Source organism: Pseudomonas sp. FW305-70 (assembly GCF_058783925.1).
The window spans coordinates 1-26,615 of record NZ_JBYSYZ010000003.1; the positions used below are offsets into that span (position 1 = coordinate 1).

Here is a 26,615-nt window from a genome sequence, read left to right on the forward strand (position 1 = left end):
TGTAAGCGCTGTGAGGCGTTGAGCTAACCAATACTAATTGCCCGTGAGGCTTGACCATATAACACCCAAGCAATTTGACTGCTCCTGAATAAAGAGCAGAGCCAGATTGCGGTGTGTGAAGACGAAACGAACCGAAAGTTCGACGCTCACAAAACACCGAACTCTATTACATACCCAATTTGCTGAAGCGCGGCCAACCGGTCACGACTCAGTACCCGAATTTCTTGACGACCATAGAGCATTGGAACCACCTGATCCCATCCCGAACTCAGCAGTGAAACGATGCATCGCCGATGGTAGTGTGGGGTTTCCCCATGTGAGAGTAGGTCATCGTCAAGATTAAATTCCGAAACCCCAATTGCGAAAGCAGTTGGGGTTTTGTTTTTGTCCGCAGAAAAGTCACGGCTACTGGATTTCTATGCAATAGCTCGGCGCGTGGCTATCATGCGGGCCTCATTGTGAGGCGAGACCTGCATGCTGACGTTGTTAAAGCTTCTTAAAGATGGCCGATTCCATTCGGGTCAAGCATTGGGTGCTGCCCTGGGCGTCAGTCGTAGCGCCGTGTGGAAGCAGCTTCAGCATTTAGAAGCTGAGCTGGGATTGTCCATTCATAAAGTTCGTGGGCGCGGCTATCAATTGTCCGCGCCATTAGCGCTGCTCGATCCTTCCGAGATCAGTGCCCGGGCGATTTCTTGCGACTGGCCCGTCCAGGTTTACGATTCAATCGACTCCACGAACGCCGAGGCGCTGCGTGCCATAGAGCGGGGGCAGGCTGCGCCCTTTCTTGTGCTTTCGGAGCGGCAGACAGCCGGGCGCGGGCGACGGGGTCGTAAATGGGTCAGTCCCTTCGCAGAAAACGTCTATTACAGCCTGGTGCTGCGCATTGATGGTGGGATGCGCCAGTTGGAGGGCTTGAGTCTCGTCGTTGGGCTCGCTGTTTTGCAGACGTTGCGTGAGCTTGGTATTGCAGCCGCTGGATTGAAGTGGCCCAACGATGTCCTGGTGGGGCAGAAAAAGATCGCTGGAATACTGCTCGAGCTGGTTGGTGACCCTGCTGATGTGTGCCATGTGGTTCTGGGGGTGGGAATCAATGTGAACATGCAGTCCGCTGACGAGGTGGATCAGCAATGGACATCCATGCGGCTCGAATCAGGCAAATCGTTTGATCGCAACCAATTGGTCGCTATGTTGGGGGAGATGCTGCAGCGATACCTGGCTCGTCATCAGGCGGGTGGTTTTTTGGCCATCCAGACAGAGTGGGAGCAAAATCACCTGTGGCAGGGGCGAAGCGTGTCGTTGATTGCCGGTGTCAATCAAATTGATGGTGAGGTGCTTGGTATTGATGGCCAAGGCGCTCTGCGCCTGAAGGTGGATGGTGTGGAGAAAGTCTTCAGTGGTGGTGAATTGAGCCTGAGGTTGCGTGATGATTCTTGAGCTCGATTGTGGGAATAGTTTCATCAAGTGGCGCGTGCTTGCAGCGAATGCCGGGCAGGTGCTTGGTGAGGGGGTTGTCGATTCCAATCTCGCATTGCTTGAGGGGTTGGGGGAGCTCAAAGGGCTTGCCCTCACGTTTTGCCGGCTGGTGAGCGTCAGGACTGCGGAAGAGACCGGTGCGCTGACGTCTTTGCTGAAGGATACCTTTGATGTGCCGATAGTGTGCGCAGCGCCTGCTCGCGAAATGTCAGGCGTGCGCAACGGTTATGAAGAGTTTGAGCGGCTGGGTCTGGATCGGTGGCTTGCAATGCTGGGAGGCTTTCATCTGGCTTCAGGTGCGTGCCTGGTGCTCGACTTCGGTACGGCCGTGACTGCGGACTTTATCGCTTCTAATGGAGAGCACCTGGGTGGTTTCATCTGTCCGGGCATGCCGTTGATGCGCAACCAGTTGCGTACCCATACGCGCAAAATTCGTTACGGGGATCTGGCGGCGGAGCAGGCTCTGGAAAGTCTTGTTCCGGGTCGTGCGACTGTCGAGGCTGTCGAGCGTGGTTGTTTGTTGATGTTGCGCGGCTTCGTAATGACTCAGCTCGAGTTGGCGCGCAGCTACTGGGGTGAGGACTTTGTCGTATTCCTCACCGGGGGGGATGCGAGCCTGGTTTCTGAGGTCGTGCCTCGGGCCAGGGTGGTTCCGGACTTGGTGTTTGTCGGATTGGCCATGGCCTGTCCCTTGTCCTGAGGTTTTTATGCGTTGGTTGTTTCTGCTGCTGCTTGTCCTCAATGGCTTTTACTACATCTGGCATCAACAAGAGGCTCCGCTGCGCGCGAAGGATGTCACGCCTTTGAGTCTGTATCGCGGGTCTCAGCAGGATATACGCCTGTTGAGCGAAGCGGGTGACGCCTCCAAAGAGAAGGCTAAAGCTGTCTCGCCAGACAATGGCTGTCTTTATCTGGGGGGTTATACGCGTCAGGACGCCGCGCAGGCGGTTGAGCGTCGGTTGAGCGGGATGGAGGTCAAATACCAGCCCCTGTCCAGGAGCTCGGAAAGCGCAGGGTATTGGGTGCGTATTGCACCGGAAAGCCGGCGTTGGCTGGACGATCTGCAGCTGCAAAACCTTTCTAAAGAATTCAATGAGTTAAAACATAAAATAATGCCGTGCGAGGGGGTTGCGCCCACCGAATAGTTTGCATAGAATGGCGCCCGCTCCACAGCGAACACCGGAAACGGTTAGCGATGTGAAGCGAGGTCAACGCAGCTAACCTCAAGATTTAATTGAGAAAATGCTTGACAGAAGGCTGGCATGATGTAGAATGCCGGCTCGCTTAGGAGGGGTTCCCGAGCGGCCAAAGGGATCAGACTGTAAATCTGACGTCTACGACTTCGAAGGTTCGAATCCTTCCCCCTCCACCATTTTTAGCGAGAGCTGTAAGCCTCGCGGGTATAGTTTAGTGGTAGAACCTCAGCCTTCCAAGCTGATGATGCGGGTTCGATTCCCGCTACCCGCTCCAAGTTTACAGGTTTTGCACGGTGTTACGCTCTTGTAGCTCAGTTGGTAGAGCACACCCTTGGTAAGGGTGAGGTCAGCGGTTCAAATCCGCTCAAGAGCTCCATATAACAAGGCAGATATGAAAATATCTGCCTTTGTTTTAGGTGGTTGTGGTTGCGCCTCGTTGTGTTTTCGGGGTTGCCGGTGTCGCAGATGCTGGTGTTGCAGTCGGGATTGCCTGGTAAGTGTTGTAAAGTCTTTTTCGGGTCGGCATAATGGTCGGCCTGATTTTGTTTTAGGTCAGTAGCTCAATTGGCAGAGCGACGGTCTCCAAAACCGTAGGTTGGGGGTTCGATTCCCTCCTGACCTGCCAGATTCACCTGGTGTGTCTGGCTTTCTTTTCACAGGATCTTCATAGATGACTCCTAAAGCTGAAGCTCAAGGCTCTCGTTTCGACCTCCTCAAGTGGCTTGTAGTAGTCGCTCTGGTGGTTGTTGGCGTTGTTGGCAATCAGTACTTTTCTGCTTCGCCGATCCTGTACCGCGTACTCGCATTGCTTGCCATTGCTGCTGTAGCTGCCTTTGTAGGCTTGCAGACGGCCAAGGGCAAGTCTTTCTTTGTACTGGTTAAGGAAGCTCGCACCGAGATTCGTAAAGTCGTTTGGCCAACTCGCCAAGAAACCACGCAGACCACCCTGATTGTGGTGGCTGTTGTTCTGGTTATGGCGTTGCTGTTGTGGGGGCTTGATTCCCTGCTCGGCTGGCTTGTTTCCTTGATTGTCGGCTAAGGGTGTCCCGTGGCTAAGCGTTGGTATGTTGTGCATGCTTACTCCGGTTACGAGAAGCATGTAATGCGCTCGCTGATCGAGCGCGTAAAGCTGGCCGGTATGGAAGACGGCTTCGGCGAGATTCTGGTTCCCACTGAAGAAGTGGTTGAAATGCGTAATGGCCAGAAGCGCAAAAGCGAACGCAAATTCTTCCCTGGCTACGTGCTGGTGCAGATGGATATGAACGAGGGTACTTGGCACTTGGTCAAGGATACTCCTCGGGTGATGGGTTTCATCGGCGGTACTGCCGATAAGCCGGCACCGATCACCGATAAGGAAGCAGAAGCGATTCTGCGCCGCGTTGCTGATGGTAGCGACAAGCCGAAGCCGAAGACGTTGTTCGAGCCGGGCGAGTCGGTACGTGTCAATGACGGTCCATTCGCGGACTTTACCGGTGTTGTTGAAGAAGTTAACTACGAAAAGAGCCGGATTCAGGTCGCAGTGCTCATTTTCGGTCGCTCTACTCCGGTGGAGCTCGAGTTCAGCCAGGTCGAAAAGGTCTAGCTGAGCAACAATCCCAACCCCGCAGCCGTAGGCTGTGGGGTTTTGTCGTCACTGGGATAAACGCGCAAGTAACCGGGGAGCCTCTCGAGGCGTTCGAACCCGTAATTGGAGTGCCTCATGGCCAAGAAGATTACCGCTTACATCAAGCTGCAAGTGAAGGCCGCTCAGGCTAACCCAAGCCCACCTGTTGGTCCTGCTCTGGGTCAGCACGGCGTGAACATCATGGAATTCTGCAAGGCTTTCAACGCCCGTACCCAGGGTCTTGAGCCAGGTCTGCCGACTCCAGTGATCATCACTGTCTATAGCGACCGTAGCTTCACTTTCGAAACCAAATCCACCCCTGCTTCGGTTCTGCTGAAGAAGGCGGCCGGTCTGACCAGCGGTTCCGCTCGTCCGAACACCGTTAAGGTTGGCACCGTAACTCGTGCTCAGCTGGAAGAAATCGCGAAAACCAAAAACGCGGATCTGACTGCAGCTGATATGGAAGCAGCCGTGCGTACTATCGCCGGTTCTGCTCGTAGCATGGGCCTTAACGTGGAGGGTGTGTAATGGCTAAGCTGACCAAGCGTCAAAAGGCTATCGCCGGCAAAATCGAAGCAGGCAAGGCCTACAACTTTGTAGACGCTGCTGCCCTGCTGGCCGAGCTGTCGACTGTCAAGTTCAGCGAGTCGTTCGACGTAGCTGTAAACCTGGGTGTTGACCCGCGTAAATCCGACCAGGTCGTTCGTAGCGCTACCGTGCTGCCACACGGCACTGGCAAGACCGTTCGCGTTGCCGTGTTCACCCAGGGTCCAGCTGCTGAAGCCGCTCTGGCTGCCGGCGCTGACCGTGTAGGCATGGACGACCTGGCTGCCGAAATGAAAGGCGGCGACCTGAACTATGACGTAGTGATCGCATCCCCGGATGCCATGCGCGTTGTAGGTCAGTTGGGTCAGATCCTCGGTCCACGTGGCCTGATGCCTAACCCTAAAGTCGGCACCGTAACTCCAGACGTAGCTACCGCGGTTAAAAACGCCAAAGCTGGTCAGGTTCGTTATCGCACCGACAAAAACGGCATCATCCACACTTCCGTTGGCAAGATCGGCTTCGACGCCGTCAAGCTGAAGGAAAACGTTGAAGCCCTGATCGCTGATCTGAAGCGTATCAAGCCAGCTTCCTCGAAAGGCATCTACGTCAAGCGCGTTACCCTGAGCACCACCATGGGCCCAGGTCTGGTTATCGACCAGAGCTCGCTCGACGCGTAAGACACAGATTGGCGCAAGCGATTGCGCCAATTGAAAAATTGGGGTCCCTGCCTGGCGGGGGCTATCCAAGACCGTAGGCGACGCAAGTCTTAAACCACAAGCCTACGCAGATGGTGCTCCCGGTTCCTTACCGAATCAGACACCAAAACGACATCCGGTTTCGACCAGATGAAACGGTAACAAGCAGGAGTTAAACCCGTGGCAATTAAACTCGAAGACAAGAAGGCCATCGTCGCTGAAGTCAACGAGGCTGCCAAAGTCGCTCTGTCCGCTGTCGTGGCTGATGCCCGTGGCGTAACAGTAGGCGCGATGACCGGACTCCGTAAAGAGGCTCGTGAAGCTGGCGTTTACGTACGTGTTGTACGTAACACCCTGCTCAAGCGCGCTGTTGCTGACACTGAATTCAGTGTCCTCAACGACGTGTTCACCGGCCCTACCCTGATTGCGTTCTCCAAGGAACATCCAGGCGCTGCTGCCCGGATCTTCAAGGAATTCGCAAAGGGTCAGGACAAGTTCGAGATCAAGGCAGCTGCGTTCGAGGGCAAGTTCCTCGCAGCTAACCAAATCGACGTACTGGCAACTCTGCCGACCCGTGACGAAGCAATTTCTCAGCTGATGAGCGTGATTCAAGGCGCTACCAGCAAGTTGGCTCGTACTCTGGCGGCAATTCGCGACCAGAAAGAAGCTGCTGCAGCCTAAGGCTCGTCAACTTCTCGCGTTTTTTGTTTTTTTCGATGGTCGCGTAGGCCGTCCCCAATATCAGGAATTAGATTCATGTCTATCTCTCAGAACGATATCCTTGAAGCAGTTGGCAACATGTCCGTAATGGAAGTTGTTGAGCTGATCAAAGCTTTCGAAGAAAAATTCGGTGTTACCGCTGCTGCTGCATCGGCAGGTCCTGCCGTTGCTGCTGCCGTTGCTGAAGAGCAAACCGAATTCAACGTCATGCTGACCGAAGCTGGCGAGAAGAAAGTTAACGTGATCAAGGCTGTACGTGAACTGACCGGTCTGGGCCTGAAAGAAGCCAAGGCTGTAGTTGACGGCGCACCTGCCATGGTTCTGGAAGCTGTTGCCAAAGACGCAGCTGACAAAGCCAAAGCAGCTCTGGAAGAAGCAGGCGCTAAAGTCGAGCTGAAGTAAGCATCGACTTTGCTCCTCCAGCCCGAGCGTTAAGCGACAGGCTGATGGCTGGTGGCTCTTGCCACCGGCCTTTTTCCGTTATTGGCAGCCGACTGGGTTGGTGCCGATAACGTGCTGTAACCACCCGATGCGGTGGCGCAAACCATGGGGTTTGCACGATTTTCTGGCTGCTCCCGTCGGGAGGGGCCAAACAAGCAGGTGACCAAGCTGGGGAACGCTGATGGCTTACTCATATACTGAGAAAAAACGTATCCGCAAGGACTTTAGCAAGTTGCCGGACGTCATGGATGTGCCGTACCTCCTGGCCATCCAGCTGGATTCGTATCGTGAATTCTTGCAAGCGGGAGCGACTAAAGATCAGTTCCGCGACGTGGGCCTGCATGCGGCCTTCAAATCCGTTTTCCCGATCATCAGCTACTCCGGCAATGCTGCGCTGGAGTACGTCGGATATCGTCTGGGCGAACCGGCATTTGATGTCAAAGAATGCGTATTGCGCGGTGTAACTTACGCCGTACCTTTGCGGGTAAAAGTGCGCCTGATCATTTTCGACAAAGAATCGTCGAACAAAGCGATCAAGGACATCAAAGAGCAAGAAGTCTACATGGGTGAAATCCCCCTGATGACTGAAAACGGTACCTTCGTAATCAACGGTACCGAGCGTGTAATCGTTTCCCAGCTGCACCGTTCCCCGGGCGTGTTCTTCGACCACGACCGTGGCAAGACGCACAGCTCCGGTAAACTGCTGTACTCCGCGCGCATCATTCCTTACCGCGGTTCGTGGCTGGACTTCGAGTTCGACCCGAAAGACTGCGTTTTCGTGCGTATCGACCGTCGTCGCAAGCTGCCTGCATCGGTACTGCTGCGCGCGCTCGGCTATACCACCGAAGAAGTGCTGGACGCGTTCTACACCACCAACGTATTCCACGTGAAGGGCGAGACCCTGAGCCTGGAGCTGGTGCCTCAGCGCCTGCGCGGTGAAATCGCTGTCCTCGATATTCAGGATGACAAAGGCAAGGTTATTGTCGAGCAGGGTCGTCGTATCACCGCTCGCCACATCAACCAGCTGGAAAAAGCCGGTATCAAAGAGCTGGATGTGCCTCTGGACTACGTCCTGGGCCGCACAACCGCCAAGGTCATCGTGCATCCGGCAACCGGCGAAATCCTGGCAGAGTGCAACACCGAGCTGAACACCGAGATCCTGGCAAAAATCGCCAAGGCCGGCGTTGTTCGCATCGAAACTCTGTACACCAACGATATCGACTGCGGTCCGTTCGTCTCCGACACCTTGAAGATCGACTCCACCAGCAACCAACTGGAAGCGCTGGTCGAGATCTATCGCATGATGCGTCCTGGCGAGCCGCCAACCAAAGACGCTGCCGAGACCCTGTTCAACAACCTGTTCTTCAGCCCTGAGCGCTATGACCTGTCTGCGGTCGGCCGGATGAAGTTCAACCGTCGTATCGGTCGCACCGAGATCGAAGGTTCGGGCGTGCTGTGCAAGGAAGACATCGTCGCGGTACTGAAGACCCTGGTCGACATCCGTAACGGTAAAGGCATCGTCGATGACATCGACCACCTGGGTAACCGTCGTGTTCGCTGCGTAGGCGAAATGGCCGAGAACCAGTTCCGCGTTGGCCTGGTACGTGTTGAGCGTGCGGTCAAAGAGCGTCTGTCGATGGCTGAAAGCGAAGGCCTGATGCCGCAAGACCTGATCAACGCCAAGCCAGTGGCTGCGGCGGTGAAAGAGTTCTTCGGTTCCAGCCAGCTGTCCCAGTTCATGGACCAGAACAACCCGCTGTCCGAGATCACCCACAAGCGCCGTGTTTCTGCACTCGGCCCTGGCGGTCTGACGCGTGAGCGTGCCGGCTTTGAAGTTCGTGACGTACACCCGACTCACTACGGTCGTGTATGCCCGATTGAAACGCCGGAAGGTCCGAACATCGGTCTGATCAACTCCCTGGCCGCTTATGCCCGCACCAACCAGTACGGCTTCCTCGAGAGCCCGTACCGCGTGGTGAAAGACGCTCTGGTCACCGACGAGATCGTGTTCCTGTCCGCCATCGAAGAAGCTGATCACGTGATCGCTCAGGCTTCGGCCACGATGAACGACAAGAAAGTCCTGATCGACGAGCTGGTAGCTGTTCGTCACTTGAACGAATTCACCGTCAAGGCGCCGGAAGACGTCACCTTGATGGACGTATCGCCGAAGCAGGTAGTTTCGGTTGCTGCGTCGCTGATTCCGTTCCTCGAGCACGACGACGCCAACCGTGCGTTGATGGGTTCGAACATGCAGCGTCAAGCTGTACCGACCTTGCGCGCTGACAAGCCGCTGGTAGGTACCGGCATGGAGCGTAACGTAGCCCGTGACTCCGGCGTTTGCGTCGTGGCTCGTCGTGGCGGCGTGATCGACTCCGTCGACGCCAGCCGTATCGTGGTTCGTGTTGCCGATGACGAAGTTGAAACCGGTGAAGCCGGTGTCGACATCTACAACCTGACCAAGTACACCCGCTCCAACCAGAACACCTGCATCAACCAGCGTCCGCTGGTGCGTAAAGGTGATCGGGTTCAGCGTAGCGACATCATGGCCGACGGTCCGTCCACCGACATGGGTGAACTGGCTCTGGGTCAGAACATGCGCATCGCGTTCATGGCATGGAACGGCTTCAACTTCGAAGACTCCATCTGCCTGTCCGAGCGTGTTGTTCAGGAAGACCGTTTCACCACGATCCACATCCAGGAACTGACCTGTGTGGCTCGTGACACCAAGCTTGGCCCAGAGGAAATCACTGCCGACATCCCGAACGTGGGTGAAGCGGCACTGAACAAGCTGGACGAAGCCGGTATCGTTTACGTAGGTGCTGAAGTTGGCGCAGGCGATATCCTGGTCGGTAAGGTCACTCCGAAAGGCGAGACCCAGCTGACTCCGGAAGAAAAACTGCTGCGTGCGATCTTCGGTGAAAAAGCCAGCGACGTTAAAGACACCTCCCTGCGTGTACCTACCGGTACCAAAGGTACTGTCATCGACGTACAGGTCTTCACCCGCGACGGCGTTGAGCGTGATGCTCGTGCCCTGTCGATCGAGAAGTCCCAGCTGGACGAGATCCGCAAGGACCTGAACGAAGAGTTCCGTATCGTTGAAGGTGCTACTTTCGAACGTCTGCGTTCCGCTCTGGTCGGCCACAAAGCCGAAGGCGGCGCCGGTCTGAAGAAAGGCCAGGACATCACCGACGAAGTTCTCGACGGTCTTGAGCACGGCCAGTGGTTCAAACTGCGCATGGCTGAAGATGCTCTGAACGAGCAGCTCGAGAAGGCCCAGGCCTACATCGTTGATCGTCGCCGTCTGCTGGACGACAAGTTCGAAGACAAGAAGCGCAAGCTGCAGCAAGGCGATGACCTGGCTCCAGGCGTGCTGAAAATCGTCAAGGTCTACCTGGCAATCCGTCGTCGCATCCAGCCGGGCGACAAGATGGCCGGTCGTCACGGTAACAAGGGTGTGGTCTCCGTGATCATGCCGGTTGAAGACATGCCGCACGATGCCAATGGCACCCCGGTCGACGTCGTCCTCAACCCGTTGGGCGTACCTTCGCGTATGAACGTTGGTCAGATCCTTGAAACCCACCTGGGCCTCGCGGCCAAAGGTCTGGGCGAGAAGATCAACCGCATGATTGAAGAGCAGCGCAAGGTTGCCGAGCTGCGTAAGTTCCTGCACGAGATCTACAACGAGATCGGCGGTCGTCAGGAAAGCCTCGATGACTTCTCGGACCAGGAAATCCTGGATCTGGCTCAAAACCTGCGTGGCGGCGTTCCAATGGCCACTCCAGTGTTCGACGGCGCCAAGGAAAGTGAAATCAAGGCCATGCTGAAACTGGCGGACCTGCCAGAAAGCGGCCAGATGCAGCTGACCGACGGCCGTACCGGCAACAAGTTCGAGCGCCCGGTCACCGTTGGCTACATGTACATGCTGAAGCTGAACCACTTGGTAGACGACAAGATGCACGCGCGTTCTACCGGTTCGTACAGCCTGGTTACCCAGCAGCCGCTGGGTGGTAAGGCGCAGTTCGGTGGTCAGCGTTTCGGGGAGATGGAGGTCTGGGCACTGGAAGCATACGGTGCCGCTTACACTCTGCAAGAAATGCTCACAGTGAAGTCGGACGATGTGAACGGCCGTACCAAGATGTACAAAAACATCGTGGATGGCGATCACCGTATGGAGCCGGGCATGCCCGAGTCCTTCAACGTGTTGATCAAGGAAATTCGTTCCCTCGGCATCGATATCGATCTGGAAACCGAATAACACGTGACGCGAATCGAGAGCGGGGCAGGATTGCCCGCTCTCTGCTCCGCCAGGAGGAAAGGCCTTGAAAGACCTACTGAATTTGCTGAAAAACCAGGGTCAAGTCGAAGAGTTCGACGCCATCCGTATCGGATTGGCATCGCCTGAGATGATCCGTTCGTGGTCGTTCGGTGAAGTTAAAAAGCCGGAAACCATCAACTACCGTACGTTCAAACCTGAGCGTGACGGCCTGTTCTGCGCCAAGATCTTTGGCCCGGTAAAGGATTACGAGTGCCTGTGCGGTAAGTACAAGCGCTTGAAGCACCGCGGTGTGATCTGCGAGAAGTGCGGTGTTGAAGTCGCGCTGGCAAAAGTTCGTCGTGAGCGCATGGCGCACATCGAACTGGCCTCGCCGGTTGCCCACATCTGGTTCCTGAAATCGCTGCCGTCCCGTATCGGCTTGCTGATGGATATGACCCTGCGTGATATCGAACGCGTTCTCTACTTCGAGAGCTACGTCGTTATCGATCCAGGCATGACCACCCTTGAAAAAGGTCAGCTGCTGAACGACGAGCAGTACTTCGAAGCGCTGGAAGAGTTCGGCGACGATTTCGATGCCCGCATGGGTGCCGAAGCTGTCCGCGAACTGCTGCACGCTATCGACCTGGAGCACGAGATTGGCCGCCTGCGTGAAGAAATTCCGCAAACCAACTCGGAAACCAAGATCAAGAAGCTGTCCAAGCGTCTGAAGTTGATGGAAGCCTTCCAGGGTTCCGGCAACCTGCCAGAGTGGATGGTGCTGACCGTTCTGCCGGTTCTGCCGCCAGATCTGCGTCCACTGGTCCCGCTGGATGGCGGTCGCTTCGCAACTTCCGACCTCAACGATCTGTATCGTCGAGTGATCAACCGTAACAACCGTTTGAAGCGCCTGCTGGATCTGTCCGCTCCGGACATCATCGTGCGCAACGAAAAGCGTATGTTGCAGGAAGCCGTCGACGCACTGCTCGACAACGGTCGTCGTGGCCGCGCTATCACAGGTTCCAACAAGCGTCCTCTGAAATCCCTGGCTGACATGATCAAGGGTAAGCAGGGTCGTTTCCGTCAGAACTTGCTCGGTAAGCGTGTTGACTACTCCGGCCGTTCGGTAATTACCGTAGGTCCGACCCTGCGTCTGCACCAGTGCGGTCTGCCGAAGAAGATGGCTCTCGAGCTGTTCAAACCGTTCATTTTCGGCAAGCTGGAAATGCGTGGTCTCGCAACCACCATCAAAGCTGCCAAGAAGATGGTCGAGCGCGAGCTGCCGGAAGTTTGGGACGTTCTCGCTGAAGTGATTCGCGAACACCCGGTTCTTCTCAACCGTGCACCGACCCTTCACCGTCTGGGTATCCAGGCGTTTGAACCGGTACTGATCGAAGGTAAGGCTATCCAGCTGCACCCTCTGGTATGCGCCGCGTACAACGCCGACTTCGACGGCGACCAAATGGCCGTGCACGTACCGCTGACGCTGGAAGCCCAGCTGGAAGCGCGTGCGTTGATGATGTCGACCAACAACATTCTGTCGCCAGCCAACGGTGAGCCAATCATCGTTCCGTCGCAGGACGTTGTATTGGGTCTGTACTACATGACGCGTGAAGCGATCAACGCCAAGGGCGAAGGTCGTGTATTCGCGGATCTGCAGGAAGTTGACCGTGTGTTCCGTGCCGGCGAAGCCGCACTGCACGCCAAGGTCAAAGTCCGGATCAACGAAACCGTCAACGACCGTGACGGCGGCAGCGTGACCAACACCCGTATCGTCGACACCACTGTCGGCCGTGCGCTGTTGTTCCAGGTTGTGCCAAAAGGTCTGTCGTACGACGTCGTCAACCTGCCGATGAAGAAAAAGGCGATCTCCAAGCTGATCAACCAGTGCTACCGCGTGGTTGGTCTGAAAGAGACCGTTATCTTCGCTGACCAGTTGATGTACACCGGTTTTGCCTACTCGACCATCTCCGGCGTTTCCATCGGTGTTAACGACTTCGTTATCCCGGATGAAAAAGCCCGCATCATCGGTGCAGCCACCGACGAAGTGAAAGAGATCGAGAGCCAGTACGCCTCCGGCCTGGTAACCCAGGGCGAGAAGTACAACAAAGTGATCGACCTTTGGTCCAAGGCGAACGACGAAGTTTCCAAGGCGATGATGGCCAACCTCTCGAAAGAGAAAGTCATCGACCGTCATGGCGTCGAAGTCGACCAGGAATCGTTCAACTCGATGTACATGATGGCCGACTCGGGTGCGCGGGGTTCCGCAGCACAGATTCGTCAGCTCGCCGGTATGCGTGGCCTGATGGCCAAGCCGGACGGCTCCATCATCGAAACGCCGATTACTGCGAACTTCCGTGAAGGTTTGAGCGTACTTCAGTACTTCATCTCCACTCACGGTGCTCGTAAAGGTCTGGCGGATACCGCGTTGAAAACGGCGAACTCGGGTTACCTGACTCGTCGTCTGGTAGACGTGGCGCAGGATCTGGTTGTAACCGAGATCGATTGCGGCACCGAACACGGTCTGCTGATGACTCCGCACATTGAAGGCGGTGACGTTGTAGAGCCGTTGGGTGAGCGCGTATTGGGTCGTGTTATTGCCCGTGACGTATTCAAGCCGGGTACCGAGGACGTCATCGTTCCTGCTGGCACCCTGGTAGACGAGAAGTGGGTCGAGTTCATCGAGCTGAACAGCATCGACGAAGTGATCGTGCGTTCGCCGATCAGCTGCGAAACCCGCTACGGCATTTGCGCCAAGTGCTACGGCCGTGACCTGGCTCGTGGTCACCAGGTGAACATCGGTGAAGCGGTCGGCGTTATCGCTGCCCAGTCCATCGGTGAGCCGGGTACCCAGCTGACGATGCGTACGTTCCACATTGGTGGTGCGGCAAGCCGGACCTCCGCAGCCGACAGCGTTCAGGTGAAGAATGGCGGTACCGTCCGTCTGCATAACCTGAAGCACGTTGAGCGAGTGGACGGTCACCTGGTTGCCGTGTCCCGTTCCGGTGAGCTGGCCATCGCTGATGACTTCGGTCGTGAGCGTGAGCGTTACAAGCTGCCGTACGGTGCCGTGATTTCGGTTAAAGAAGGTGACAAGGTCGACGCTGGCGCCATCGTGGCCAAGTGGGATCCGCACACTCACCCGATCGTTACCGAAATGAAAGGTACCGTGACCTACGTGGGCATGGAAGAAGGCATCACGATCAAGCGTCAGACTGACGAATTGACCGGTATGACCAACATTGAAGTACTCGACGCCAAAGATCGTCCAGCTGCCGGTAAGGACATCCGTCCAGCCGTTAAGATGGTCGACGACAACGGCAAGGATCTGTTGCTGCCAGGCACTGACGTTATCGCTCAGTACTTCCTGCCAGCCAACGCCCTGGTCGGTGTAGCGGACGGTGCGAAGATTGCGATCGGTGATGTTATCGCTCGTATTCCGCAAGAAACTTCGAAGACCCGTGACATCACCGGTGGTCTGCCGCGTGTTGCCGACCTGTTCGAAGCCCGTCGTCCGAAAGAAGCGTCGATTCTGGCTGAAGTCAGCGGCACCATCGCGTTCGGTAAAGAGACCAAGGGCAAGCGCCGTCTGGTCATTACCCCGAACGACGGTAGCGATCCGTACGAAGAGCTGATTCCGAAGTGGCGTCACCTGAACGTGTTCGAAGGCGAACAGGTAAACCGCGGCGAAGTTATCTCCGACGGTCCGAGCGATCCACACGACATCCTGCGTCTGCTGGGTGTGAGTGCGCTGGCCAAGTACATCGTTAACGAGATCCAGGACGTTTACCGTCTGCAAGGCGTGAAGATCAACGACAAGCACATCGAGACCATCCTGCGTCAGATGCTGCGTAAAGTTGAAATCGCTGAATCCGGCGATTCCAGTTTCATCAAGGGCGACCAGATGGAACTGACTCACGTACTGGTAGAGAACGAGCGCCTGGCGACTGAAGACAAGTTTGTCTCCAAGTTCACTCGTGTACTGCTGGGTATCACCAAGGCGTCGTTGTCCACCGAATCGTTCATCTCGGCGGCTTCCTTCCAGGAAACCACCCGCGTACTGACCGAAGCGGCGGTAACCGGCAAGCGCGATTACCTGCGCGGCCTGAAAGAAAACGTGGTCGTGGGTCGTCTGATCCCGGCTGGTACCGGTCTGGCTTATCACAGCGAGCGTAAGCGTCGCCGTGATGCAGACAAACCGTTGCGCGTAAGCGCCAGTGAAGTGGAAGCTGCACTGACCGAAGCGCTGAACTCGAGCGGTAACTGAGTTCTGCGGTAAATGAGTGTGAGGCCCTGGTCACTCCGTTCATCGAATCGAGACAAATTGTCGAGATTGGATGAGCGGGGAGGGCGGGGCCTTGCCTTGACTGGGGACAAGATCCTCTTTAGACTCTTGTACCCCTAAATTTGGCGGGAACTCGTTCCTGCCATTTTGCTTTTCTTGCAAGACAATAGCGTCGCAAGACAACAGTGGAGCTAGTAGATGGCAACTATCAACCAGCTGGTACGTCAGCCGCGTAAGCGTATCGTCGAGAAATCCGACGTGCCTGCGCTGCAGAACTGCCCGCAACGCCGTGGCGTGTGCACCCGTGTGTACACCACCACGCCGAAAAAACCTAACTCGGCACTGCGTAAAGTATGCCGTGTGCGTCTGACCAACGGTTTCGAGGTTTCCTCGTACATCGGTGGTGAAGGCCACAACCTGCAAGAGCACAGCGTGGTACTGATCCGCGGCGGTCGTGTAAAAGACTTGCCAGGTGTTCGTTACCACACCGTTCGCGGTTCGTTGGATACTTCCGGTGTTAAAGGTCGTAACCAGGGTCGTTCGAAGTACGGTACCAAGCGTCCGAAGTAATCGGCCGTTTTGCAGTTATTCATTTTATTGAGTCGATAAGAGTAAGGTCGGGCACGTATCCACAGGATCTGTCCCGGGCTAACCTGAAGACCGTTTGAGGGCTTATCAATGCCAAGACGTCGCGTAGCAGCCAAGCGTGAGATTCTGGACGATCCGAAATACGGAAGCCAAATCCTCGCCAAATTCATGAACCACGTAATGGAAAGCGGCAAGAAGGCCGTTGCCGAGCGTATCGTTTATGGTGCCCTGGATACCGTGAAGGCTCGTAAGGCCGGCACCGATCCCCTGGAACTCTTCGAAAAAGCACTCGACGCCATCGCTCCGCTGGTCGAAGTGAAGTCGCGCCGCGTTGGTGGTGCTACTTACCAGGTTCCGGTCGAGGTTCGTCCTTCCCGTCGTAACGCTCTGGCAATGCGCTGGTTGGTAGACTTCGCCCGCAAGCGCGGCGAGAAGTCTATGGCTCTGCGTTTGGCTGGCGAACTGTTGGACGCCGCCGAAGGTAAAGGTGCTGCAGTTAAGAAGCGTGAAGACGTGCACCGTATGGCTGAAGCCAACAAGGCTTTCTCGCACTACCGCTTCTAATTCTAGCGTCACTCATTTTGCGAGGGCTTTATGGCTCGTACTACACCGATTAATCGCTACCGTAACATCGGTATCGTTGCTCACGTGGATGCTGGTAAAACCACCACCACCGAGCGCGTCCTTTTTTACACTGGCAAAAGCCACAAGATGGGCGAAGTGCATGATGGCGCTGCGACCACTGACTGGATGGTTCAGGAGCAGGAGCGTGGTATTACCATTACTTCTGCTGCCATTACCGCCTTCTGGCAGGGTTCGGCCAAGCAGCACAAAGACCAATACCGCTTCAACGTCATCGATACCCCGGGTCACGTAGACTTCACCATTGAAGTTGAACGTTCCCTGCGTGTACTCGACGGCGCGGTCGTTGTGTTCTGCGGCACCTCCGGCGTTGAGCCTCAGTCCGAAACCGTATGGCGTCAAGCCAACAAGTACGGCGTTCCACGTATCGTTTACGTGAACAAGATGGACCGTGCCGGTGCGAACTTCCTGCGCGTGATCGCTCAGATCAAGCAGCGTCTGGGTCACACTCCGGTGCCTATCCAGCTGGCTATCGGTTCCGAAGACAACTTCCAGGGTCAGATCGATCTGATGACCATGGAAGCCGTTTATTGGAACGATGCCGACAAGGGTATGACTCCTCGTCGTGAAGCCATCCCTGCTGAACTGCAGGAGCTGGCTGAAGAGTGGCGCAACAACATGGTTGAGGCTGCGGCCGAAGCCAGCGAAGAGCTGATGAACAAGTACCTCGAAGGGGAAGAGCTCTCCATCGAGGAAATCAAGGGTGCTCTGCGTCAGCGTACTATCGCTGGTGAGATCGTTCTGGCTGTTTGCGGTTCTTCCTTCAAGAACAAGGGTGTTCCCCTGGTTCTCGACGCCGTTATCGACTACCTGCCTGCACCAACTGACATTCCTGCCATCAAGGGTACTGACCCGGATGACGAGGAAAAGCAGATGGAGCGTCATGCAGACGACAACGAGCCGTTCTCGGCTCTGGCGTTCAAAATCGCTACTGACCCATTCGTGGGTACCCTGACCTTCGTTCGTGTTTACTCGGGCGTGTTGGCCTCCGGCGACGGCGTGATCAACTCGGTCAAGGGCAAGAAAGAGCGTGTGGGTCGTATGGTGCAGATGCACGCAAACGCCCGTGAAGAGATCAAGGAAGTACGCGCTGGCGACATCGCGGCCTTGATCGGCATGAAGGACGTCACCACTGGTGAAACCTTGTGCAACGCTGACAAGCCAATCATCCTGGTTCGCATGGACTTCCCGGAGCCGGTTATTTCGGTTGCCGTAGAGCCTAAGACCAAGGATGACCAGGAAAAAATGGGTATCGCTCTGGGCAAACTTGCTCAGGAAGACCCGTCTTTCCGCGTCAAGACTGATGAAGAGACTGGTCAGACGATCATCTCTGGCATGGGCGAGTTGCACCTGGACATCCTGGTTGACCGGATGCGCCGTGAGTTCAACGTCGAAGCCAACATCGGTAAGCCTCAGGTTTCGTATCGTGAGCGCATCACGAAGAATTGCGAAATCGAAGGCAAGTTCGTTCGTCAGTCCGGTGGTCGTGGCCAGTTCGGTCATTGCTGGATTCGTTTTGCTCCTGCTGACGAAGGTCAGGAAGGTCTGCAATTCGTGAACGAAGTAGTGGGTGGTGTGGTTCCTAAGGAATACATCCCGGCTATCCAGAAGGGTATCGAAGAGCAGATGAAGAACGGCGTAGTTGCCGGCTATCCGCTGATCGGCCTGAAGGCTACCGTGTTTGATGGTTCTTACCACGACGTCGACTCGAACGAGATGGCGTTTAAGGTGGCTGCTTCCATGGCGACCAAGCAACTGGCCCAGAAGGGCGGTGGTGAGTTGCTCGAGCCGATCATGGCGGTAGAGGTTGTTACGCCTGAAGACTATATGGGTGACGTGATGGGCGACCTTAACCGTCGTCGCGGCATGATTCTGGGTATGGAAGACACGGTTTCCGGTAAGGTGATCCGTGCTGAAGTTCCGTTGGGCGAGATGTTCGGTTATGCGACCGACGTTCGTTCGATGTCCCAGGGTCGCGCAAGCTACTCTATGGAATTCAAAAAATACAATACGGCTCCGTCGCACATCGTCGAAACCGTTACCAAAAAACAAGGCTGATTCAGTCCTTTAGGCAAGGAGTTAATTGTCGTGGCTAAAGAAAAATTTGATCGTTCCCTACCGCACGTCAACGTTGGCACCATCGGTCACGTTGACCACGGTAAAACCACTCTGACCGCAGCTCTGACTCGCGTTTGCTCCGAAGTTTTCGGTTCCGCAATCGTTGATTTCGATAAAATCGACAGCGCTCCAGAAGAAAAAGCTCGTGGTATCACCATCAACACCGCGCACGTCGAGTACAACTCGAAGATCCGTCACTACGCTCACGTTGACTGCCCAGGTCACGCTGACTATGTGAAGAACATGATCACCGGTGCTGCCCAGATGGACGGCGCGATCCTGGTTTGCTCGGCCGCTGATGGTCCGATGCCACAAACCCGTGAGCACATCCTGCTGTCCCGTCAGGTAGGCGTTCCGTACATCGTGGTTTTCCTGAACAAGGCTGACCTGGTAGACGACGCTGAGCTGCTGGAACTGGTCGAGATGGAAGTTCGCGACCTGCTGTCCACCTACGACTTCCCGGGCGATGACACTCCAATCATCATCGGTTCGGCTCGTATGGCGCTGGAAGGCAAAGACGACAACGAAATGGGCACCACTGCCGTTCGTAAACTGGTTGAAACTCTGGACAGCTACATCCCAGAACCAGAGCGCGCTATCGACAAGCCATTCCTGATGCCAATCGAAGACGTATTCTCGATCTCGGGTCGTGGTACTGTTGTGACTGGTCGTATCGAGCGCGGTATCGTTCGCGTTCAAGATGCACTGGAAATCGTTGGTCTGCGTGACACCACCACCACCACCTGCACCGGTGTTGAAATGTTCCGCAAGCTGCTCGACGAAGGTCGTGCTGGCGAGAACTGCGGCGTTCTGCTGCGTGGTACCAAGCGTGACGACGTTGAGCGTGGCCAGGTTCTGGTTAAGCCGGGTTCGGTTAAGCCGCACACCAAGTTCACCGCAGAAGTTTACGTTCTGAGCAAGGAAGAAGGCGGTCGTCACACTCCGTTCTTCAAAGGCTACCGTCCACAGTTCTACTTCCGTACTACTGACGTGACTGGTAACTGCCAGCTGCCAGAAGGCGTTGAAATGGTAATGCCAGGTGACAACATCCAGATGGAAGTTACCCTGATCAAGACCATCGCAATGGAAGACGGCCTGCGTTTCGCTATCCGTGAAGGCGGTCGTACCGTCGGCGCTGGCGTCGTAGCCAAAATCATCGAGTAAGCATCTCTTTTGAGATAGCTTCGATGCTTTGAAAAGCCCCCGCTCAGCGGGGGCTTTTTTATTGGGTTGACACCTATCTGGGGCGTCTATAGAATTGCGCCTCCTTTTAACGGGCGTATTGCGCCCGGTGGGAATAGCAGCCGGAGTCTGAAATCCAATGCAAAATCAGCAAATCCGTATCAGGTTGAAGGCTTTCGACCATCGCCTGATCGACCAATCAACCCAGGAAATCGTGGAAACCGCGAAACGTACTGGTGCTCAAGTGCGTGGTCCAATTCCACTGCCTACCCGTAAAGAGCGGTTCACCGTTCTGGTCTCCCCGCACGTCAACAAAGACGCGCGTGACCAGTACGAGATCCGTACTCATAAGCGCGTTCTGGACATCGTCCAGCCAACGGATAAAACCGTTGATGCTCTTATGAAGCTTGATCTTGCGGCCGGTGTGGAAGTGCAGATCAGCCTCGGCTAAGACTCGGTCTTAGTCGTGTAACGCTCTGAAATGGGCGGCCATAGCGGGTGAAAGCCCCGTACACTCATGAGGTTTACAACATGACTATTGGTGTAGTCGGTCGTAAATGCGGTATGACCCGTATTTTCACCGAAGAAGGTGTCTCCATTCCGGTCACGGTCATTGAGATCGAGCCGAATCGCGTCACCCAGTTCAAAACTGAAGAGACCGATGGCTATCGTGCAGTGCAAGTCACTGTCGGCGAGCGTCGTGCTTCGCGTGTAACAGCAGCTCAGGCTGGCCACTTCGCTAAAGCGAACGTTGCCGCTGGTCGTACCGTAATGGAATTCCGCCTTGAAGAAGGCGAGTACCAGGCCGGCGATCTGATCAACGCTGAAATCTTCGCCGCTGGTCAACTGGTTGATGTAACCGGTCAGTCCAAGGGTAAAGGCTTCCAGGGTACGATCAAGCGTTGGAATTTCCGCGGGCAAGATAACACCCACGGTAACTCCGTATCCCACCGCGTTCCAGGCTCTATCGGCCAGTGCCAGACTCCTGGTCGTGTATTCAAGGGCAAAAAAATGTCCGGTCATATGGGCGCTGAGCGCGTGACCGTGCAGTCCCTCGAAGTAGTGCGCGTGGACGCTGAACGCAATCTGTTGTTGGTCAAGGGCGCTGTTCCTGGCGCTACTGGCGGCAACTTGGTTGTACGTCCAGCAGCCAAGGCTCGCGGTTAAGGGGAAGCTGACATGCAATTAAATGTAAATGACGCTCAAGCGATCGAAGTTTCCGAACTGACATTTGGCGGCGAATTCAACGAGACGCTGGTTCACCAAGCAGTCGTGGCCTACATGGCCGGCGGCCGTCAGGGTTCCAAGCAGCAAAAGACCCGTTCCGACGTTCGTGGTGGCGGCAAGCGCCCATGGCGTCAGAAAGGTACTGGCCGTGCTCGTGCCGGTACTATCCGTAGCCCAATCTGGCGTGGCGGCGGTACCACTTTCGCAGCTCGTCCTCAGGATCACTCCCAGAAGTTGAACAAGAAGATGTATCGCGCAGCAATGCGTTCCATCCTTGCTGAGCTGGTGCGTACTGATCGTCTGGTCGTGGTTCAGGATTTCGCCGTTGAAACGCCGAAAACCAAAGACCTGCTGGGCAAACTGAACAACATGAGCCTGACCGACGTTCTGATCGTGTCGGACGCTGTTGATCAGAACCTGTACCTGGCTGCTCGTAACCTGCCACACGTAGATGTACGTGACGTGCAAGGTTCCGATCCAGTTAGTCTGATCGCATACGACAAGGTGTTGATCACCGTGTCGGCCGTGAAGAAATTCGAGGAGCTGCTGGGATGAACCAGGAACGCGTATTTAAAGTTCTGCTTGGCCCGCACGTTTCCGAGAAGGCTACGGTTCTGGCAGACAAGAAAGGCCAGTTCGTTTTCAAGGTTGCTACTGACGCAACCAAGCTGGAAATCAAGAAGGCCGTCGAAAGCCTGTTCAGCGTGAAAGTAGAGCGTGTAACTACCCTGAATGTTCTGGGTAAGAGCAAGCGCACTGCTCGCGGTCTGGGCAAGCGTAATGACTGGAAGAAGGCAGTTATCTCCCTTCAGCCAGGCCAAGATCTCGATTTCAGCAGCAGTGCTGAGTAAGGAAGGGGTGCATCATGGCAATCGTTAAATGCAAACCGACTTCCCCTGGCCGCCGTTTTGTGGTCAAGGTGGTCAACCAGGAGCTGCATAAAGGCGCTCCTCACGCACCGCTGCTCGAGAAGAAATCGAAGACTGGTGGTCGTAACAACAATGGCCGTATTACCACTCGTCACATCGGTGGTGGTCATAAGCAGCATTACCGTATGGTCGATTTCCGTCGCAACGACAAAGATGGCATCGTCGCCACTGTCGAGCGTATCGAATACGATCCAAACCGTACTGCTCACATCGCACTGCTCTGCTACGCAGACGGCGAGCGCCGCTACATCATCGCCCCTAAAGGCGTGAGTGCTGGCGACCAGCTGATCGCAGGCGCTCTGGCTCCAATCAAGCCAGGCAACGCTCTGCAACTGCGCAACATTCCAGTCGGTTCTACCGTACACGGCATCGAACTGAAGCCAGGTAAAGGCGCACAGATCGCTCGTTCCGCTGGTGCTTCGGCTCAGCTGATCGCTCGTGAAGGCGTGTACGTTACCCTGCGTCTGCGTTCCGGTGAAATGCGTAAAGTCCTGGCTGAATGCCGTGCGACCCTGGGCGAAGTCTCGAACTCCGAGCACAGCCTGCGTTCGCTGGGTAAAGCCGGTGCCAAACGCTGGCGTGGCGTTCGCCCAACCGTTCGTGGTGTTGCCATGAACCCGGTTGACCACCCACATGGTGGTGGTGAAGGTCGTACCTCTGGTGGTCGTCATCCGGTATCGCCATGGGGCTTCCCGACTAAGGGCGCGAAGACTCGTGGTAATAAGCGTACCGACAAAATGATCGTCCGTCGTCGCAAGTAAATAGAGGGATACGACAGTGCCACGTTCTCTGAAAAAAGGTCCTTTTATCGATCTTCACCTACTGAAGAAGATCGAAGTGGCGGCGGAAAAGAACGATCGCAAACCGGTGAAAACCTGGTCGCGTCGTTCGATGATCCTGCCACAAATGGTCGGTCTGACCATCGCAGTACACAACGGTCGTCAGCACGTCCCAGTTCTCGTGAACGAAGACATGGTCGGCCACAAACTGGGCGAGTTCGCCGGTACCCGCACTTATCGCGGGCACGTGGCAGACAAGAAAGCCAAGCGTTAAGGGGTTAGGAAATGGAAGTAGCCGCTAAGTTGTCGGGCGCTCGAATCTCCGCCCAGAAAGCCCGCTTGGTCGCCGACCAGATCCGCGGGAAGAAGGTGGGCGAAGCGCTCAACCTGTTGGCTTTCAGCAGTAAGAAAGCCGCCGAGATCATGAAGAAAGTGCTGGAGTCGGCCGTAGCCAACGCCGAGCATAACGAAGGCGCAGACGTTGATGACCTGAAGGTCAGCACCGTTTTCGTCAACGAAGGGCGTTCGCTGAAGCGCATCATGCCACGTGCCAAAGGCCGTGCTGATCGCATCGTCAAGCGGTCTTGCCATATCACTGTCAAGGTTGCTGACAAGTAACGGAGTCGAAGAGATGGGTCAGAAAGTACATCCCATTGGCATTCGCCTGGGAATCGTCAAGGAGCACACCTCCGTCTGGTACGCAGACGGTCGGACTTATGCGGACTATTTGCTCGCAGATCTGAATGTGCGTGAGTACCTCCAAGACAAACTAAAAAGCGCGTCCGTAAGCCGTATCGATATCCATCGTCCGGCCCAAACTGCACGCATCACCATCCACACCGCTCGTCCAGGTATCGTTATCGGGAAGAAAGGTGAAGATGTTGAGAAACTGCGTCAGGACCTGACCAAGCAAATGGGTGTGCCTGTGCACATCAATATCGAAGAGATCCGCAAGCCGGAGCTCGACGGTATGCTGGTTGCGCAGAGCGTAGCTCAGCAGCTGGAGCGTCGCGTAATGTTCCGTCGTGCTATGAAGCGCGCCGTACAGAACGCCATGCGCATTGGTGCCAAAGGCATCAAAATCCAAGTGAGCGGTCGTCTCGGCGGTGCTGAAATCGCACGTACTGAATGGTATCGCGAAGGTCGTGTGCCATTGCACACCCTGCGTGCCGACATCGACTATGCCAACTACGAAGCTCACACCACTTACGGTGTGATCGGTGTAAAGGTTTGGATCTTCAAAGGCGAAGTAATTGGTGGTCGCCAAGAAGAACTGAAACCACAAGCACCAGCGCCTCGTAAAAAAGCTGCTAAGTAAGGGGTACGCCAAATGTTGCAACCAAAGCGTACGAAGTTCCGCAAGCAAATGACTGGTCACAACCGTGGCCTGGCATTGCGCGGTAGCAAAGTCAGCTTCGGCGAGTTCGCGCTGAAGTCTGTTGCTCGTGGTCGTCTCACCGCTCGTCAGATCGAGTCAGCGCGTCGTGCACTGACCCGTCACGTAAAACGTGGTGGCAAGATCTGGATCCGTGTATTCCCGGACAAGCCGATCTCCAAAAAGCCTCTCGAGGTTCGGATGGGTAAAGGTAAGGGTAACGTGGAATACTGGGTTGCCCAGATTCAGCCAGGCAAAGTCCTGTATGAAATCGAGGGTGTTTCTGAAGAGCTGGCGCGTGAGGCTTTCGCCCTGGCTGCTGCAAAGCTGCCGCTCGCCACCTCCTTTGTTAAACGGACGGTGATGTGATGAAAGCGAATGAACTTCGTGAAAAATCCGCACAGCAGCTGAACGAGCAACTGCTCGACCTGCTGCGCGACCAGTTCAATCTGCGTATGCAGAAAGCAACTGGCCAGTTGGGGCAGTCTCATCTGCTCTCGCAAGTTAAGCGTGACATCGCTCGCGTGAAGACTGTGCTCAACCAGCAGGCAGGTAAGTAATCATGGCTGAAGCCGAAAAAACTGTCCGTACGCTGACTGGCCGTGTTGTCAGCGACAAGATGGACAAAACCATCACCGTTCTGATCGAGCGTCGCGTTAAGCACCCGATCTACGGTAAATACGTTAAGCGTTCGACTAAGCTGCACGCGCACGACGAAACCAATCAGTGCCACATCGGCGACAAAGTCACTATTCGTGAAACTCGTCCTTTGGCCAAGACCAAGTCTTGGGCGCTGGTTGATGTTCTCGAACGCGCTGTGGAAGTCTAAGGACTAGGGGTCGGAGAAATTATATGATTCAGACTCAATCCATGCTCGATGTGGCCGATAACAGCGGCGCTCGCCGCGTTATGTGCATCAAGGTGCTGGGTGGCTCCCATCGTCGTTACGCTGGTATCGGTGACATCATCAAAGTTACCGTCAAGGAAGCAATTCCTCGCGGTAAAGTGAAAAAAGGCCAAGTGATGACTGCTGTTGTAGTCCGCACTCGTCACGGCGTACGTCGTGCTGATGGCTCCATTATCCGCTTTGATGGCAACGCTGCTGTTCTGTTGAACAACAAGCAAGAGCCGATCGGCACCCGTATCTTTGGGCCAGTGACCCGTGAACTTCGTACTGAGAAGTTCATGAAGATCGTCTCGCTCGCCCCAGAAGTGCTGTAAGGAGATCCGACATGCAAAAGATTCGTCGTGACGACGAGATCATCGTGATCGCCGGTAAAGACAAAGGTAAGCGCGGTAAGGTGCTTAAGGTTCTCGCTAACAACCGTCTGGTTATTGGTGGTCTGAACCTGGTCAAGCGTCATACCAAGCCTAACCCGATGTCGGGCGTGCAGGGCGGTATCGTCGAAAAAGAAGCTCCACTGGATGCTTCTAACGTCGCCATTTTCAACAGCGAAACCAACAAGGCTGACCGCGTTGGTTTCAAAGTAGAAGACGGCAAGAAAATTCGTGTCTTCAAGTCGACCCAAAAAGCGGTTGATGCTTGAACACTGCTAGGTAGATGAGACCATGGCACGACTAAAAGAGATTTACCGGAAGGAAATTGCTCCGAAACTTAAGGAAGAACTTAAGCTTTCGAACGTGATGGAAGTTCCGCGCGTTACCAAAATCACCCTGAACATGGGTCTGGGCGAAGCGATCGGCGACAAAAAAGTCATCGAGCACGCTGTTGCTGACCTGGAAAAGATCACCGGCCAGAAAGTCGTTGTGACCTACGCTCGCAAATCCATCGCTGGCTTTAAAGTCCGTGAAGGTTGGCCGATCGGCGTCAAAGTGACCCTGCGCCGTGAGCGTATGTACGAGTTCCTGGATCGTCTGCTGTCGATCTCCCTGCCTCGGGTTCGCGACTTCCGCGGCCTGAATGCCAAGTCCTTCGATGGTCGTGGCAACTACAGCATGGGCGTGAAAGAGCAGATCATCTTCCCGGAAATCGACTACGACAAGATCGATGCTCTCCGCGGTCTGGACATCACCCTGACCACCACTGCCAAGAACGATGATGAAGGCCGCGCTCTGCTGCGTGCGTTCAAATTCCCGTTCCGCAACTGATTGGAGTAGGACCATGGCCAAGATGAGCATGAAAAACCGCGAGCTGAAGCGTCAGCTCACGGTTGCCAAGTACGCCAAGAAGCGTGCAGCACTGAAAGCTATCATCGTTGATCTGAACGCAAGTCCAGAAGCGCGTTGGGAAGCTACAGTAGCCCTGCAGAAGCAGCCACGTGACGCAAGCGCTTCGCGCATGCGTAACCGCTGCCGCCTGACCGGTCGTCCACACGGCGTTTACCGCAAGTTCGGCCTCGGCCGTAACAAGCTGCGTGAAGCTGCCATGCGTGGTGATGTACCGGGTCTGGTTAAAGCCAGCTGGTAAGTACTGTCAAAGTCTCGGTGTCCAGGATCGCAAGATCCTGACCACCGGTGGCCTTGAATCTGGATCAAGCCCCTTTTGGGGCTTGATTCATTTCTGGGGTGTGTCTAGAATACCCGGCTCGCCTGAGCCCGTGTTT

The 26,615-nt window shown here is 55.5% G+C and carries 30 protein-coding genes, 4 tRNA genes and 1 rRNA gene; all 35 read left to right on the forward strand.

Translation table 11 applies throughout. The features are described 5' to 3' along the window. The first annotated feature begins 223 nt into the window (after window positions 1–223). The 35 genes from rrf to rpsN all read left to right on the forward strand — a co-directional run bounded on the left by rrf (window position 224) and on the right by rpsN (window position 26,479). A 5S ribosomal RNA gene (rrf, locus tag AC3WN7_RS02845) occupies window positions 224–339 on the forward strand. 135 nt (window positions 340–474) lie between these two features. Beyond that, window positions 475–1,434: a bifunctional biotin--[acetyl-CoA-carboxylase] ligase/biotin operon repressor BirA gene (gene birA / locus AC3WN7_RS02850; protein ID WP_095965780.1), complete on the forward strand. Its 960-nt coding sequence runs from the start codon at window positions 475–477 to the stop codon at window positions 1,432–1,434. Continuing rightward, window positions 1,424–2,173 carry a pantothenate kinase gene (locus AC3WN7_RS02855; protein ID WP_095965779.1) on the forward strand — a complete coding sequence of 250 codons (750 nt, stop codon included), beginning with the start codon at window positions 1,424–1,426 and terminating at the stop codon, window positions 2,171–2,173. Before birA ends, AC3WN7_RS02855 begins: the two co-directional genes overlap by 11 nt. Before the next feature lie 7 nt (window positions 2,174–2,180). Next, window positions 2,181–2,618 carry a hypothetical protein gene (locus AC3WN7_RS02860; RefSeq protein ID WP_102673698.1) on the forward strand — a complete coding sequence of 146 codons (438 nt, stop codon included), beginning with the start codon at window positions 2,181–2,183 and terminating at the stop codon, window positions 2,616–2,618. A 142-nt stretch (window positions 2,619–2,760) separates the two neighbouring features. After that, window positions 2,761–2,845 (forward strand) — tRNA-Tyr (locus tag AC3WN7_RS02865). 24 nt (window positions 2,846–2,869) lie between these two features. Beyond that, a tRNA-Gly gene (locus AC3WN7_RS02870) sits at window positions 2,870–2,943 on the forward strand. A 26-nt stretch (window positions 2,944–2,969) separates the two neighbouring features. After that, window positions 2,970–3,045 (forward strand) — tRNA-Thr (locus AC3WN7_RS02875). 173 nt (window positions 3,046–3,218) lie between these two features. After that, window positions 3,219–3,294, forward strand: a tRNA-Trp gene (locus tag AC3WN7_RS02880). A gap of 45 nt (window positions 3,295–3,339) precedes the next feature. Beyond that, window positions 3,340–3,708 (forward strand): preprotein translocase subunit SecE, encoded by a 369-nt coding sequence (secE, locus tag AC3WN7_RS02885; RefSeq protein WP_102673697.1) that lies wholly within the window; start codon window positions 3,340–3,342, stop codon window positions 3,706–3,708. Window positions 3,709–3,717: 9 nt separating this feature from the next. Then, window positions 3,718–4,251 carry a transcription termination/antitermination protein NusG gene (nusG, locus tag AC3WN7_RS02890; RefSeq protein ID WP_007984405.1) on the forward strand — a complete coding sequence of 178 codons (534 nt, stop codon included), beginning with the start codon at window positions 3,718–3,720 and terminating at the stop codon, window positions 4,249–4,251. 117 nt (window positions 4,252–4,368) lie between these two features. Continuing rightward, window positions 4,369–4,800 (forward strand): 50S ribosomal protein L11, encoded by a 432-nt coding sequence (gene rplK, locus AC3WN7_RS02895; RefSeq protein WP_007933726.1) that lies wholly within the window; start codon window positions 4,369–4,371, stop codon window positions 4,798–4,800. Beyond that, window positions 4,800–5,495, forward strand: coding sequence for a 50S ribosomal protein L1 (rplA, locus tag AC3WN7_RS02900; protein WP_003186095.1), 696 nt, complete (start codon window positions 4,800–4,802; stop codon window positions 5,493–5,495). The genes rplK and rplA overlap by 1 nt, the downstream gene beginning before the upstream one ends. A gap of 198 nt (window positions 5,496–5,693) precedes the next feature. After that, window positions 5,694–6,194 (forward strand): 50S ribosomal protein L10, encoded by a 501-nt coding sequence (rplJ, locus tag AC3WN7_RS02905; RefSeq protein ID WP_007970413.1) that lies wholly within the window; start codon window positions 5,694–5,696, stop codon window positions 6,192–6,194. A gap of 75 nt (window positions 6,195–6,269) precedes the next feature. Further along, window positions 6,270–6,635, forward strand: a complete 366-nt coding sequence (rplL, locus tag AC3WN7_RS02910) for a 50S ribosomal protein L7/L12 (RefSeq protein WP_007970414.1) — start codon at window positions 6,270–6,272, stop codon at window positions 6,633–6,635. A 220-nt stretch (window positions 6,636–6,855) separates the two neighbouring features. Further along, the gene (rpoB, locus tag AC3WN7_RS02915; protein WP_007970415.1) at window positions 6,856–10,929 is read left to right on the forward strand and encodes a DNA-directed RNA polymerase subunit beta; all 4,074 of its coding nucleotides are present in this window, start codon (window positions 6,856–6,858) and stop codon (window positions 10,927–10,929) included. Window positions 10,930–10,993: 64 nt separating this feature from the next. After that, a complete protein-coding gene (rpoC, locus tag AC3WN7_RS02920) occupies window positions 10,994–15,193 on the forward strand; it encodes a DNA-directed RNA polymerase subunit beta' (protein ID WP_007970416.1) in 4,200 nt (1,399 codons plus the stop codon). 216 nt (window positions 15,194–15,409) lie between these two features. Beyond that, window positions 15,410–15,781, forward strand: coding sequence for a 30S ribosomal protein S12 (gene rpsL, locus AC3WN7_RS02925; protein ID WP_003186084.1), 372 nt, complete (start codon window positions 15,410–15,412; stop codon window positions 15,779–15,781). Between the two features lie 108 nt (window positions 15,782–15,889). Further along, complete coding sequence (rpsG, locus tag AC3WN7_RS02930; RefSeq protein ID WP_007970418.1) at window positions 15,890–16,363, forward strand: 30S ribosomal protein S7; 474 nt, start codon at window positions 15,890–15,892, stop codon at window positions 16,361–16,363. Window positions 16,364–16,393: 30 nt separating this feature from the next. Beyond that, window positions 16,394–18,499 (forward strand): elongation factor G, encoded by a 2,106-nt coding sequence (gene fusA / locus AC3WN7_RS02935; RefSeq protein ID WP_057400627.1) that lies wholly within the window; start codon window positions 16,394–16,396, stop codon window positions 18,497–18,499. A 30-nt stretch (window positions 18,500–18,529) separates the two neighbouring features. Next, entirely contained in the window at window positions 18,530–19,723 is a 1,194-nt protein-coding gene (gene tuf, locus AC3WN7_RS02940; RefSeq protein WP_008053875.1) for an elongation factor Tu, read from the forward strand. Between the two features lie 157 nt (window positions 19,724–19,880). Then, the gene (gene rpsJ / locus AC3WN7_RS02945; RefSeq protein ID WP_003186070.1) at window positions 19,881–20,192 is read left to right on the forward strand and encodes a 30S ribosomal protein S10; all 312 of its coding nucleotides are present in this window, start codon (window positions 19,881–19,883) and stop codon (window positions 20,190–20,192) included. Between the two features lie 80 nt (window positions 20,193–20,272). Then, window positions 20,273–20,908, forward strand: coding sequence for a 50S ribosomal protein L3 (gene rplC, locus AC3WN7_RS02950; RefSeq protein ID WP_003186059.1), 636 nt, complete (start codon window positions 20,273–20,275; stop codon window positions 20,906–20,908). 12 nt (window positions 20,909–20,920) lie between these two features. After that, window positions 20,921–21,523 (forward strand): 50S ribosomal protein L4, encoded by a 603-nt coding sequence (rplD, locus tag AC3WN7_RS02955; protein WP_003228735.1) that lies wholly within the window; start codon window positions 20,921–20,923, stop codon window positions 21,521–21,523. Beyond that, window positions 21,520–21,819 carry a 50S ribosomal protein L23 gene (gene rplW, locus AC3WN7_RS02960; protein WP_002555488.1) on the forward strand — a complete coding sequence of 100 codons (300 nt, stop codon included), beginning with the start codon at window positions 21,520–21,522 and terminating at the stop codon, window positions 21,817–21,819. Before rplD ends, rplW begins: the two co-directional genes overlap by 4 nt. A gap of 14 nt (window positions 21,820–21,833) precedes the next feature. Next, a complete protein-coding gene (rplB, locus tag AC3WN7_RS02965; protein WP_003228734.1) occupies window positions 21,834–22,658 on the forward strand; it encodes a 50S ribosomal protein L2 in 825 nt (274 codons plus the stop codon). Window positions 22,659–22,674: 16 nt separating this feature from the next. Beyond that, window positions 22,675–22,950, forward strand: coding sequence for a 30S ribosomal protein S19 (gene rpsS, locus AC3WN7_RS02970; protein WP_002555486.1), 276 nt, complete (start codon window positions 22,675–22,677; stop codon window positions 22,948–22,950). 11 nt (window positions 22,951–22,961) lie between these two features. Continuing rightward, window positions 22,962–23,294 (forward strand): 50S ribosomal protein L22, encoded by a 333-nt coding sequence (gene rplV, locus AC3WN7_RS02975; RefSeq protein WP_003103908.1) that lies wholly within the window; start codon window positions 22,962–22,964, stop codon window positions 23,292–23,294. A gap of 13 nt (window positions 23,295–23,307) precedes the next feature. Further along, window positions 23,308–23,994: a 30S ribosomal protein S3 gene (rpsC, locus tag AC3WN7_RS02980; RefSeq protein ID WP_007970424.1), complete on the forward strand. Its 687-nt coding sequence runs from the start codon at window positions 23,308–23,310 to the stop codon at window positions 23,992–23,994. A 12-nt stretch (window positions 23,995–24,006) separates the two neighbouring features. Continuing rightward, the gene (gene rplP, locus AC3WN7_RS02985; RefSeq protein WP_003228729.1) at window positions 24,007–24,420 is read left to right on the forward strand and encodes a 50S ribosomal protein L16; all 414 of its coding nucleotides are present in this window, start codon (window positions 24,007–24,009) and stop codon (window positions 24,418–24,420) included. Further along, window positions 24,420–24,611 carry a 50S ribosomal protein L29 gene (rpmC, locus tag AC3WN7_RS02990; RefSeq protein ID WP_102673696.1) on the forward strand — a complete coding sequence of 64 codons (192 nt, stop codon included), beginning with the start codon at window positions 24,420–24,422 and terminating at the stop codon, window positions 24,609–24,611. Before rplP ends, rpmC begins: the two co-directional genes overlap by 1 nt. Before the next feature lie 2 nt (window positions 24,612–24,613). After that, window positions 24,614–24,880, forward strand: a complete 267-nt coding sequence (gene rpsQ / locus AC3WN7_RS02995; protein ID WP_003176419.1) for a 30S ribosomal protein S17 — start codon at window positions 24,614–24,616, stop codon at window positions 24,878–24,880. 23 nt (window positions 24,881–24,903) lie between these two features. Then, a complete protein-coding gene (gene rplN / locus AC3WN7_RS03000; RefSeq protein ID WP_002555479.1) occupies window positions 24,904–25,272 on the forward strand; it encodes a 50S ribosomal protein L14 in 369 nt (122 codons plus the stop codon). An 11-nt stretch (window positions 25,273–25,283) separates the two neighbouring features. Then, window positions 25,284–25,598 carry a 50S ribosomal protein L24 gene (rplX, locus tag AC3WN7_RS03005; protein WP_095059509.1) on the forward strand — a complete coding sequence of 105 codons (315 nt, stop codon included), beginning with the start codon at window positions 25,284–25,286 and terminating at the stop codon, window positions 25,596–25,598. 22 nt (window positions 25,599–25,620) lie between these two features. Next, entirely contained in the window at window positions 25,621–26,160 is a 540-nt protein-coding gene (gene rplE, locus AC3WN7_RS03010) for a 50S ribosomal protein L5 (protein ID WP_003210069.1), read from the forward strand. A gap of 13 nt (window positions 26,161–26,173) precedes the next feature. After that, window positions 26,174–26,479: a 30S ribosomal protein S14 gene (rpsN, locus tag AC3WN7_RS03015; protein ID WP_003176414.1), complete on the forward strand. Its 306-nt coding sequence runs from the start codon at window positions 26,174–26,176 to the stop codon at window positions 26,477–26,479. Window positions 26,480–26,615 lie beyond the last annotated feature (136 nt).